The sequence below is a fragment of the Psychrobacillus sp. FSL W7-1493 genome (assembly GCF_038004905.1).
Taxonomy (GTDB): Bacteria; Bacillota; Bacilli; order Bacillales_A; family Planococcaceae; genus Psychrobacillus.
In genome coordinates this window covers 2,811,274-2,822,846 of sequence record NZ_JBBOSB010000001.1, presented here as the reverse complement: position 1 = coordinate 2,822,846, position 11,573 = coordinate 2,811,274, and the positions used below count along the sequence as shown (strand labels likewise).

Genomic DNA, 11,573 nt, shown 5'->3' with positions numbered 1-11,573 from the left:
ATGTGAGCAGGGCATATTAATAAAGAACACAGCAACATTCTCATTTCCCCCTTTTTAAGGATCATCCATTGGATGGTCCTCTTTTTTTGTCTAAATTTATCATTTGCGTATTCTTTATTGAAATAAAGTGCACTTTCCTGATATAAATATTTACATCTTTTAATTATGGATGTAGGGGCAGTTTGCTGATCCAGTAGGATGCATGGGACAGTGAAGAGACAAAACAGGTGATGATAGTTTATCGTTCGCCCGATGGAAAGGGACCTACTTCATTTCTGAAAAGAGATATAATATTTTTCTCTTTTCAATCGTCCCTGTCTTACATAAAAACCGAAATTATGAAATGGATTAATCATTAAAGTGAAATTTTAAATAAACTTGTTTTATTTTTCTGATAAACTGTATTTAATACAATTATATTGGAGGAGTTATTTATGTCGGAGCAACTAAAAATAGGTTTTATTGGCACAGGTGTAATGGGTAAAAGTATAGTTAAGCATTTACTGAAAGCAGGTCATGAGGTTAGTGTATACACAAGAACTAAGGAGAAAGCAGATGAGTTACTTACTTTAGGTGCAAGATGGGTCTCAAAGCCTAGTGAAGCTGCTAGCAGTGTACAATACCTCTTTACCATGGTTGGCTATCCACACGATGTAGAAGAAGTTTATTTTGGAGAAGAAGGAATTTTCTCAATAGAAAACAAAGGATTAACTGTCATCGATTTAACAACATCTACACCTACTTTAGCAAAAAAAATTAACGATCGTGCTAAGGAGCTAGAGATGCAATCCCTAGATGCTCCAGTGTCGGGTGGAGATATAGGTGCTCAATTAGGAAAGCTATCCATTATGTGTGGTGGAGAGAGGGAGACCTTTGATAGTTCTTTACCAGTACTGAAGCTATTTGGTGAGACCATTCTCCATGAGGGAACTGCGGGCGCTGGACAACATACTAAAATGTGTAACCAAATAACAATTGCATCTAATATGATAGGAGTCTGTGAGGCACTTACATACGGAAAGAAAGCTGGGTTGGAGTTAGAGCAAGTATTAAGAGCAATTTCTACTGGTGCAGCTGGTTCTTGGTCATTAAGCAATTTAGCACCGCGGATGATTAAAGGTGATTTAGAGCCGGGATTCTTTATCAAGCATTTTGTTAAAGATATGAAAATTGCTTTGGAAGAATCAGAAAGAATGAATTTGACATTACCTGGGTTAGAGTTAGCGAAGTCATTATATGACCAATTAATAAATGACGGATATGAGGATAAAGGTACTCAAGCACTAATAAAATTATACGAATGATATAGTAATATTTTACCTCTGTATGATACAATTGGTATAATCGTGAGCGTGGAAAGGAAGATTTTTTGTGAATGACCACAAAGGAATATTACTAGAAAGCGGAACCAATGAGTTGGAAATCGTAGAGTTTCAAGTAGGTACAAATAGTTTTGGCATTAATGTGATAAAAGTAAAGGAAATTATTCAACCTATCCCGGTTACTTTTATCCCTCTTTCACATCCGCATGTGGAAGGCATTATTCAATTACGAGGTGATGTTCTACCTGTGATAAATATGAGTAAAGTTTTAGGTTTGCCAATGCAATCAACAAGTGAGCAACAAAAATATGTTGTTGCGGAATTTAATAAACAAAAGGCTGTATTTCACGTAGACAATGTAACTCAAATACATCGTATATCATGGGATCAAATAGAAAAGCCTGGTTCCCTATATCAAGGAGGATCTTCCCACGTAATAGGAGTTATTAAAAGAGGCGAAGACATGCTCTTATTATTAGACTTTGAAAGAATTATTGTGGATATAAATCCTGAATCAGGAATGAGTATAGATTCGGTGAAGAAGTTAGGGCCAAGAGAAAGATCTAACAAAAAAATTGTAATTGCAGAAGATTCACCTCTATTAAGGAAATTATTGCATGATACTATGCATGAGGCAGGTTATGTGAACCTAGAGTTCTTTGAGAATGGGAAGGATACTTTAGCATACCTGGAGCAATTAGAGAAAGTCTCTCCAGATGTATCGGAACATGTTCAAATGATCGTAACCGATATTGAGATGCCACAGATGGATGGGCATGCTTTGACAAAATCTATTAAAACCAATAGTAATTTAGCCAAACTGCCAGTAGTCATTTTTTCAAGTCTGATTACAGACGACCTTAGACACAAAGGTGATTTAGTAGGAGCAGAAGATCAAGTAAGTAAACCAGAAATTACTGAACTAGTTTTAAAAATTGATAAATATATACTGTAACAAATATATAGGAATTAAAAGAGGGATTCTCATAGCTAATGCTATAAGAATCCCTCTCCATAATATTATATCGAATATACACTACTCAGCGTTAAAATAGGGTTAGGTAACTAGAACATTATAAGGAAGAAGAAATACACTTTTTTGACTTATAAAAGTGTTTGCTTCTACGAAATTTTATCGATCTAGGTAAGATTTCATCTTACTTGGGCGTCTATTGGAAACACGAGCAAACTTCGCAGTACAAGATGTAGAGTGATTAGTGGACTTGCTTTTAGTAGCTTTGGGAGGTCCTATATAATCGGTTAATAATTGTTTAGCCATTCTTATACTCATTTTCCTGATAGGGTTTCTATAAGTATCATCTAAATGACCGAGATGTGGTAAAGTTTTAAAATCTTCTTTAACCGGAAGAAGGTGGAAATAATAGTCAGCACACTGAACTAAAACGGAGGATTGCTGTTGGCTATTTCTAGGATTACGCACAAAATGAAGACCAATTTTACTAGCTTTTTTTTCTGTGATCATTTTTTGAATAGCTAATTTTTTCAGCTCATAAAGGGGCTTGTTGTCTATAGCAGTTTTTGCATGCCTATTAACTGTATATATCGCAGTCGCTAACTGCTTGTCTGATTCAGTAGTCATAATAAGTACACTCCTTTCTTTTACTCTTTCTATACATACTATCATACCAACTAATGACCTAATTGTGTACACAAATCAAAAAAATATTATATAAAAATATTTAATAGTATTTTTATTAAAAATTACCATTATTTGACGATACAAAAGAGAGTACAGTGTGTTGATTTTTGCAATATGTCTTATACGAGGCTACTGGAGGCTAACATGAACAATTACGAACAGCTTAAGATGGATGATTACTTAGCAGATATGATTCATGAACAACCCAACCTGATAACTTGCCTATTGCAAAAAAAGGAAGATGGTTCTCATGTAATTATTTATACAAATAAAAGTGCTAACAAATTTTTAATAAGTGCGATAAATTTAAATAATTTCACTCAAGAATTATGGATTCAATTAGAACCACTTTTTTTAGAAGAGGCGAAGCAGAAAGTCTACCATAACTTTGACATTTTATTAAACGACCAAGTTTATACGTTTGATATTACAATAGCTCCAATGGGAGAAAAAACAAGAGGGATATATGGTTTGATGATGGTTGATCAAACGGTAAAACCCCATTTTGATCCCTTATTAGAGGTTCAAGAAAAATACCATTCGTTAATAGAACACAATCTAGACACCATATTGGTTATTGACAAAGAAGGTAAAATTCAATACGCAAACAAAATAATAAACACAGTTTATGGATATAAGTCGAATGAGTTATTAAATATACCATTTGAAAAATTTGTAGGAGAAGAATCTCTGTGGAACTTCCGCAATATTATGAGCCATGTAAAGACAGGCAAAGCTACCGAAATGCAGAATTGCTTGATACAACATGAAAAAGGCCATTTTATAAGTACAGATTTAAAAGCAATTCCTATAGTAATTGGTGGAACTGTAAGTGGACTTCATATAGTTCTGCGAAATACAATCAGTGATACCGAGGAGCAGGAGCAATTATTCTATCTTGTTTACCACGATCATTTGACTGGCTTATGGAATAGAAGAGCATTAAAAGAACACTTACATGAAAATATTAAAGACGCTCAAAAAACAAATAGTGAAATATCTATTATACGAATTGACCTTGATCGATTTAAATTAATAAATGAATCATTGGGTTATACATATGGTGATGAGTTACTGAAAAAAATTGCAGATCGTTTAAGTTTATATATTGATAAGGCGAGTAATTTATATAGGCAAAGTGGAGATGAATTTGTTTTTTTATTAAAGGGGAAAACAAAGGAAGCTACTAGTGCTTTTGCGGAAAATATATTAACGGAACTAGCCAAACCGATTTATTTAGATCATCAAGAGTATTTTGGTACAGCCTCTATAGGAATATCGATGTTCCCTTATGATGGAGAAAAAAGAGATGAGTTATTGTTAAAGGCTGATCAGGCTTTATATGTGGCAAAAGATAGAGGCAGAGCTCATTATCGATATTTTCAGGAACAGATGAATTTATCTTTTCCAAATGCAGCATTAATGGAATCACACTTAAGAAGAGCAATTGAAAAAGACGAGTTGTCTATACATTATCAGCCACAGGTCAATCTATTGACTGGGGAGATAAATTCATTCGAGGCTTTGCTACGTTGGAATAATCGAAAGTTTGGATATGTCTCTCCTATGCAATTTATCCCTCTGGCAGAAAAGTCGGAAATTATTTTCAAGCTGGGAGATTGGGTTTTAGATGAGGTTTGTAGACAGTTAAAGCAATGGCAAGATAAGGGCTTCCGAATGGCGAGAGTGGCAGTCAACATTTCACCTCAACAATTTAAACAAGATAATTTTGCTTTCAAGATTAGAGATAAAATTAAGAAATTCAATATACTTGCCTCTTCTTTAGAGGTAGAAATTACAGAAAGTGCGATGACCGACTTGCAGAACACTTTCACTATTCTAAAAGAATTGAAAGATATTGGAGTCGTTATATCAATTGATGATTTTGGAACCGGTTATTCCTCACTGAGTTATTTAAGAAAGTATCCAATCGACATTATTAAGATTGATCAGTCCTTTATAAAAGACATGGAAACTGACGAAAAAAGCGCTGCTATTGCAACGACGATTATTCGTTTAGCTCATAGCTTAGGCATGGAAGTAATCGCTGAAGGAGTAGAAAAAAATACCCAGGTGGAAATCTTAAAAGCAGCGAACTGTCAAAAAGCTCAAGGCTTCTTTTTTAGTCGACCTATCCCGATAGAGGATATTAACAAATCATATATGAATTATCAATAATAATTGTAGACCCAGGAGAGAGCAAAAAGCACTTTTCTATGGGTCTTTTTTTATTAATATAGACTCTAACAAGCCATAGTGCTTTTCTTAGAAGGGTATGATAAAATATTGAGTGAATGTTCATTCAATTTTAAAAGGGGTGTGTTTCCAATGTTATTAAAGGGGAAAACGATTATTGTCACTGGTGGTTCTAATGGGATGGGGAAATATATGGCAATGGCTTTCGTAGCCGAAGGGGCAAATGTCGTCATTACTGGTAGGGACAAGGAAAAGCTAGATAATGCAAAATTAGAGATTGCACAGAATGGGGAACAAGTGGAAGTATTTCAAATGGATGTACGAGACCCTGAGCATGTTGCAGCAATGGTTGAGTTTACGGATAAGGCATTTGGTAGCATAGATGGCCTAGTTAATAACGCGGCAGGCAACTTTATTGTCGAGACCTCCAAGCTTTCTCCAAATGGTTGGAAGACCGTAATCGATATTGTCCTAAACGGTACTTTCTATTGTTCAAATGCTGTAGGTAACTATTGGATAAATAAAGGAACGAAGGGTTCTATTATTAATATGCTTGCAACCTATGCTTGGGGAGCAGGGGCTGGAGTAGCTCATTCTGCTGCAGCTAAAGCAGGAGTGATGTCCTTAACTAGAACACTAGCTGTGGAGTGGGGAAGTAAATATGGTATTCGAGTTAATGGAATTGCCCCAGGTCCAATTGAACGTACGGGTGGAGCGGGGAAGCTTTGGGAATCAGAAGAAGCTGCTAAAAGAACAATTCAAGCGGTTCCTCTAAAGCGTTTAGGTAAACCAGAAGAAATAGGTGATCTTGCAACATTCATCATGTCAGACAAAGCTGCTTATATGAATGGAGAAATAGTAACGCTAGACGGTGGACAATGGTTAAATCAATTTCCATTTTAAAATAAATGTTAACTTCATCTGAAATGGTGAATTCCATAAAAAATAATAGCGGGTATGTGAATGGATGGTAGTCACATACTTGCTTTTTTTATGGAGTAATAAAGTGTTGCGCCAAAGTCAGCAAGTGTTGCGGGAACCAATGAACCAATATGAAGTGTTGCACCTAATTCCTCTTATATCGAAAATTCTTTAGAGATGTTTAATGAGCGATGTCCTCATTTGAATTTAAAAATAATGAGATATTGTAAGCGATTTCATAGTTTTTTATTCCTTTCATATGCTATCATAGTTTTATAGGTTGTGTTTTCCAATTAGGAAAACAGACAAAGGAGTAGGATTCAATGATATTTGTAAGTAGTAAGGACTTTTTGCAAATTCCTATTAAGGATTACATTATTTCAGCGGATAAGGTTGCTCATGTGCAATTAGGAAATAATGCAGAACATGCATTGCTTGTGTTAACAAAGACAGGTTATTCTTCAATCCCAGTCCTAGACGTAAAGTATCGTCTGCAAGGACTTGTTAGTACTCAACAAATTACAGATGAAATACTTGGCCTTGAGCATATTGAATATGAACGATTACCTGATTTAAAGGTTGATCAAATTATGAAAAAGGATATTGCTTCTATTCACGTGAATGAAAAATTTCAAAAAGGTTTAGACCTCTTAGTCAATAACCCATATGTATGTGTTGTAGATGATGAGGGTACTTTTATCGGTATTTTAACGAGAAGAGTTATTTTAAAGCAGATGAAAAAGTATTTATACCAATCCCAGGAACCTCAAGAATGATTTAATATAAATAGCTAGCGTAATATTAAGACACTTACTGTGTGGGTTAACAGTAAGTGTCTTATTTTATGGGCAAAATAAATGGGGTATATAGATTTCCTTTAAATTTCTTAAGGCCTAGCCTGTAGCTACGATTAAAAGAAGAAAATACTCATGTTTGATATGTAAAAAAATTTTCCTATTTCTCTTTCCGTATGATTGTTATGACTTTAGAATTAAATTAGATTACTTAATAAAAGAAATAAAGTATACAATTAAGATGACTAAGTACTATAGCGATAAAGTAATCTCAATTGTAAGGAGTAACATGGAATAACTATGACGAGATGAATGAGAGAGATAAGTCCTGCAGTAAGTATAAATACATGCTTGTAAATTCTCGTGTGGAACATCAACCATTTGAAATAGTAACCAAACTTAAAGAAAGAGGGGCAATAAATGAATTCAGATTATCTTATTATCAAAACATTAGCTGAAGAACAAAATATGCGTAAGGCCGCAGAGCGACTTTTTCTTTCTCAACCAGCCTTATCCTTACGTCTGCAAACAATTGAAAAGGAATGGCAAACAAAATTATTTTTAAGATCTCAAAAGGGTTTAACAGCAACTCCTGAGGGAGAACTTGTTATTGAATTTGCTAACAGTATACTCCAGCAAAGAGAAGAACTTTTTGAGACCATTCAATCTTTAAGCTCTAAGGTGCATGGAACATTAAAAATTGCATGTGCCTCTATAGTAGGTCAAAATTGGCTCCCAAAGGTATTAAAGGATTTTGTCCAAACGTATCCAGAGGCTAAGGTTTCTTTGTTAACCGGTTGGAGTTCAGAAATAGTGAAGGCTATTTACGATGGAGAAGCCCAAATAGGTATTGTACGTGGACAAACAGATTGGAAAGGGAGCAAAATACATTTATTTAGAGATACTCTTTATTTAGTGGATAAAGAAATGACAAACATTGATGAAGTTTTAACAACGGAAAAGCCTTTTATCCAATTTAAAAGTGATTCGAATTATTATCAAGAAATTCAGCAATGGTGGCAAAAACACTTTTCTGTTAATCCGAAGCGTCAAATTATTGTAGATCAAATTGAAACATGTAAGCAGATGGCTTTAAATGGTATTGGGTATGCTATTTTGCCTTCCATCACACTGACAGGTCATGAGGATGTAAACAAGATTCCGTTAACTAATAATGAAGAAGAGTTTGAACTTACAAGGGATACTTGGTTAATAGGGTATGACAGCTCATTCGAACTTCCACAAGTTGAGGCATTTGTAAAAATTGTGAATGAGCATGCGAAGAAATTCCACTAAAGGAACTTTTTTGGGTGAGAAACGTACTAAAAGATATACATAATAGGAGGGAAATAATATGCAGATACGTAAGTTTGCTTGGGCGATCGTAGCACTTTTTATCATTTTTTGTATACAACCATTAGATGCCTTAGCAGCTCCAAGCTTAAAGGTCAAGACTACTCTAGGTTTTGACGGAAAGGCAAAGTATGGAGAGGGCCTTCCTATAACCATCACTGTAGAAAATTCAGGTGATGCTTTTTCAGGGGATATCGTGCTTGATATGTTCGAATCCTATAGTTTAGGGAATGGGCAGGCAATTCCATTTGAAATTGGTGCTAACGAAACAAAGACAGTTCAAATTGCCTCTTCGGGGTTAAGTGACGATTATTTATACTCTAACTCCAATATTCAGCTTGTACATTTTTATGAAGGCGGCTGGAAAAAAGGAAAATCCATTGAATATAAAGGCTCCAAGAATTTAAAGGCAAATTTTATGGACCCATCCTCGACCTTTTATTTGACAATGACTAACAGTGCCGACCGTTTAACTGTTTTAAATGGTTTAAAGCAATCGAATAGTCAGGTAATCCATTTGAGTCAACTAAGTGATTTCAGCTATCCTACTGAAGGTATAGCATGGCAAATGGCAGATTACATATTCATAGATGAATATGTTTTAGCTGACCTATCTAATAGTCAGCAACAGGCTTTAGTTGATTATGTTAGTTCAGGGGGATATATCCTTGCTGGGGCCTCCGATAATACGTCCGCAGAACTTGGATTATTAGCAGAACACTTACCGTTCAATTTGCAATCGACCACAAAAAGTCTTTCACCTGAAACTGTTAGCTCTATTACTGGAGAAAAGTTATTAACAAATGATTTAACAGTTTATGAAGCAACTCTAACTGAAGGTGCACAGCCTTTGATCAATTTAGATGGTACATTACTTGCTGGTCAAAAAAAGTTGGGCAAAGGTGCAATTATACAAACAAGCTTTTCTTTAGGTGATGCGCCTCTAGCAAAAGACGAAGCGTATCCAGAGTTAATGAAAAAAATTCTGAACCCTTTAAAAACGCAGGCTACTAACTATATGTATGGATATAACGTGAAGGATCAATTAGTACATGAAATTGGTAATACGAATTCACTTTTTGCTTCTTTTAAAGTCTCAACTCCTTTGATGATAGGAATTGTAATTGTTTATATGCTTTTAGTGGGACCTTTACTGTACTTTATATTGAAAAGAAAAGATAAAAGAGAATACGCTTGGGGAATTATTCCGCTTCTTGCTATTATAACTTCTGCTGCCATATTTGGTTATGGAGCAAAGGATCGCATTGCCAGACCACAAGTTCAGCAATCTTCATTTTTATATGTAAATGAAGATAGCAGCCTTAGTGGGTACTATGCGGAATCTATTTTGAGTAATAAAGGTGGAGAATTTGCTTTTACGTCTCCAACTAGTACTTCTATGGTAGCAAGTCGAGAATACAACTCCTTTACAGGCGATGTAGTTAATATTCATGAAAACGTAATACTTGAAAAGAGTGCTTCAAGCTCAGAACTAACCTACCGCGACCTTGGTTATTGGTCCGTTTCTTCATTTTATGGAGAAACATTTATTCCAGATATAGGTAAAATAGATTCGGATCTTCGAGTAGAGGCAAGTAAACTATCAGGTACTATAACGAATAGCTTCCCTTTTACCCTTAAAGAAGTTTCTATATGGTCGGGTTCCAAGATAATAAAACTGGGAGATTTAGAACCTGGTGAACAAATGGCTGTAAATAAGGATATAGGATCCATTATGCTAAGTCCAACCTCCAACCCTTATATTAATAGTGGGGGCAGCTATGGCCAAAATGCTGGAAATCAAGACGATTTAATAACTCAACGTAAAAAGTCACTGTATGCAACAAGTAAAACTATTGAGCAACAGACAACCAAACCTGCTATTACTGCATTTGTAGAAGATAATGTAATACCAATCGAGCTTAAAGATAAAAAGGTAGAAATGTCTGCACTTCATTTATTAATACAACCATTTGAGGCAGAGACAATTATATCAGGAGATTTTACACTTCCTTCCACTAGCTTTACGGTTAATGTTGAAACAAATGCATACGGAAAATACATGGAGCCAATGGAGAATAGTAACTTTGAGTGGTATTTAGATGACGGAGAATATATTACGTCATGGAAGCTACCAGAAACTTTATCAGTAGAAGGCGTGACTTATACACAATTGCAAATTGCGAATACGGATCGCAACTCACAAACGATCGAGCTATGGAATAATAAATCCGAAACATATGAACCAGTTGATGAAAGCAGATTTACGATAAAAGAAAATATTTCCGATTATATTAACCAAGATGGAGTAATTATATATAAATTGACGAAGGATTCTATAGACGGAAATTCTTATACACGACTTCCAGAGGTTCGGATGAAAGGGGAGGTTAAGTAATGATCGAGATTAAGGGATTAACCAAAAAGTATGGCTCTTTTTATGCTTTAAATGATTTAAATTTAACCTTACAAGAGGGAACTGTTTTTGGATTTGTCGGGGCAAATGGTGCCGGCAAATCTACGACTTTCTCTATTTTAGCTACATTGTTGCAGCCTACCTCCGGTGAAGCGTTCGTCAATGGAAAAAGTGTTAAGACGGAGCCTCATGAGGTAAGAAAACAAATCGGCTACATGCCTGACTTTTTTGGTGTCTATGATCAACTGAAGGCAAATGAGTATTTAGACTTCTATGGAGCTTCTTACGGTATTCCAGAAGCAGAGAGGGCTGTTTTAATACCCCAGTTATTAGAATTAGTGAATCTAACACATAAACGATATGAATATGTAGATCTCCTTTCTCGTGGGATGAAACAACGTTTGTGCTTAGCAAGGGCATTGATCCATGATCCAAAGGTATTGATATTAGATGAACCAGCATCTGGCCTAGATCCACGTGCACGTATTGAAATGAGAGATATATTAAGACAGTTGAAGGAAATGGGAAAAACTATTCTAATTTCTTCTCATATATTACCGGAGCTAGCTGAAATGTGTGACGAAATTGGAGTGATAGATGGAGGTAAACTGATTGCGCACGGTTCTGTTCAGGAAATTCAAGCACAGCTTGCTGGCGAGAGACATATAACCGTTAAAGTAAAAGGTTTACTTGAAAATGTAGCAACCTTCTTTGAAGAGGATCCTTTTGCTTCTAAAGTAGAGAGCGACCCTGTGAGAAACGTTATTAGGTTTAACTATAGGGGAACGGAAGAAGATCAGATTAATTTACTTAAAAAAGCAGTAGAGCAACACCTAAAAATTATATCTTTTGCAGAAACAGAAACAGATTTAGAAGACGTATTTATGGAAATTACGAAGGGGGCGAAGTAA

The 11,573-nt window shown here is 35.3% G+C and carries 9 protein-coding genes; 8 read left to right on the top strand and 1 reads right to left on the bottom strand.

All coding sequences use genetic code 11. From position 1 onward, the window contains the following. Positions 1-434 precede the first annotated feature (434 nt). Positions 435-1,304, top strand: a complete 870-nt coding sequence (locus tag MKX96_RS14320; RefSeq protein ID WP_340884484.1) for an NAD(P)-dependent oxidoreductase — start codon at positions 435-437, stop codon at positions 1,302-1,304. Between the two features lie 67 nt (positions 1,305-1,371). After that, on the top strand, positions 1,372-2,277 hold the full coding sequence (locus tag MKX96_RS14315; RefSeq protein ID WP_340884482.1) for a chemotaxis protein: 906 nt from the start codon (positions 1,372-1,374) through the stop codon (positions 2,275-2,277). A 177-nt stretch (positions 2,278-2,454) separates the two neighbouring features. On the opposite strand, the gene MKX96_RS14310 is transcribed toward MKX96_RS14315, so the two are convergent. Further along, positions 2,455-2,922 carry a YkyB family protein gene (locus MKX96_RS14310; RefSeq protein ID WP_169358898.1) on the bottom strand — a complete coding sequence of 156 codons (468 nt, stop codon included), beginning with the start codon at positions 2,920-2,922 and terminating at the stop codon, positions 2,455-2,457. 204 nt (positions 2,923-3,126) lie between these two features. On the opposite strand from MKX96_RS14310, the gene MKX96_RS14305 reads away from it, so the two are divergent. The 6 genes from MKX96_RS14305 to MKX96_RS14280 all read left to right on the top strand — a co-directional run bounded on the left by MKX96_RS14305 (position 3,127) and on the right by MKX96_RS14280 (position 11,573). Further along, positions 3,127-5,160, top strand: a complete 2,034-nt coding sequence (locus tag MKX96_RS14305) for a putative bifunctional diguanylate cyclase/phosphodiesterase (protein ID WP_340884479.1) — start codon at positions 3,127-3,129, stop codon at positions 5,158-5,160. A 150-nt stretch (positions 5,161-5,310) separates the two neighbouring features. Further along, positions 5,311-6,081 (top strand): 2,4-dienoyl-CoA reductase, encoded by a 771-nt coding sequence (gene fadH, locus MKX96_RS14300; RefSeq protein ID WP_340884477.1) that lies wholly within the window; start codon positions 5,311-5,313, stop codon positions 6,079-6,081. Between the two features lie 341 nt (positions 6,082-6,422). Then, positions 6,423-6,875 (top strand): cyclic-di-AMP-binding protein CbpB, encoded by a 453-nt coding sequence (gene cbpB / locus MKX96_RS14295; RefSeq protein WP_169358901.1) that lies wholly within the window; start codon positions 6,423-6,425, stop codon positions 6,873-6,875. 438 nt (positions 6,876-7,313) lie between these two features. Beyond that, on the top strand, positions 7,314-8,189 hold the full coding sequence (locus MKX96_RS14290) for a LysR family transcriptional regulator (RefSeq protein WP_340884473.1): 876 nt from the start codon (positions 7,314-7,316) through the stop codon (positions 8,187-8,189). A 58-nt stretch (positions 8,190-8,247) separates the two neighbouring features. Next, a complete protein-coding gene (locus MKX96_RS14285) occupies positions 8,248-10,644 on the top strand; it encodes a hypothetical protein (RefSeq protein WP_340884469.1) in 2,397 nt (798 codons plus the stop codon). Then, the gene (locus MKX96_RS14280) at positions 10,644-11,573 is read left to right on the top strand and encodes an ABC transporter ATP-binding protein (protein ID WP_340884465.1); all 930 of its coding nucleotides are present in this window, start codon (positions 10,644-10,646) and stop codon (positions 11,571-11,573) included. The genes MKX96_RS14285 and MKX96_RS14280 overlap by 1 nt, the downstream gene beginning before the upstream one ends.

What these genes read in the sequence shown, in the direction of transcription:
- MKX96_RS14320 (WP_340884484.1), top strand. Translation starts at nt 435, where the DNA reads ATGTCGGAGCAACTAAAAATAGGTTTTATTGGCACAGGTGTAATGGGT.
- MKX96_RS14310 (WP_169358898.1), bottom strand. Translation starts at nt 2,922, where the DNA reads ATGACTACTGAATCAGACAAGCAGTTAGCGACTGCGATATATACAGTT.
- MKX96_RS14305 (WP_340884479.1), top strand. Translation starts at nt 3,127, where the DNA reads ATGAACAATTACGAACAGCTTAAGATGGATGATTACTTAGCAGATATG.
- fadH (WP_340884477.1), top strand. Translation starts at nt 5,311, where the DNA reads ATGTTATTAAAGGGGAAAACGATTATTGTCACTGGTGGTTCTAATGGG.
- cbpB (WP_169358901.1), top strand. Translation starts at nt 6,423, where the DNA reads ATGATATTTGTAAGTAGTAAGGACTTTTTGCAAATTCCTATTAAGGAT.
- MKX96_RS14290 (WP_340884473.1), top strand. Translation starts at nt 7,314, where the DNA reads ATGAATTCAGATTATCTTATTATCAAAACATTAGCTGAAGAACAAAAT.
- MKX96_RS14285 (WP_340884469.1), top strand. Translation starts at nt 8,248, where the DNA reads ATGCAGATACGTAAGTTTGCTTGGGCGATCGTAGCACTTTTTATCATT.
- MKX96_RS14280 (WP_340884465.1), top strand. Translation starts at nt 10,644, where the DNA reads ATGATCGAGATTAAGGGATTAACCAAAAAGTATGGCTCTTTTTATGCT.